Raw genomic sequence first — 201 nt, forward strand, 5'->3', positions numbered from 1 at the left:
CCACGGCGACACTGGTCGCGATGTCTTCTTCCTGCTGGAAGGACGGGCTCGCGTGACACTGGTTTCAGCGGACGGCAAAGAGATAGCGTATCGCGATGTCGAACCGGGTGACATTTTCGGGGATGGCTGTCCGGCACAGCATTCCGGGATATCGTGATGACCCATCCGACTTTCGCCTGGATGCTGCTTGAGCATCTGTCT

At 58.2% G+C, this 201-nt stretch carries 1 protein-coding gene; it reads left to right on the forward strand.

Going from position 1 to position 201, the window contains the following annotated elements; translation table 11 throughout:
* Positions 1–52 precede the first annotated feature (52 nt).
* Entirely contained in the window at positions 53–157 is a 105-nt protein-coding gene (locus AC0L3O_RS35610) for a hypothetical protein (protein ID WP_473618183.1), read from the forward strand.
* Positions 158–201 lie beyond the last annotated feature (44 nt).

The organism is Mesorhizobium sp. WSM4810 (assembly GCF_055811235.1).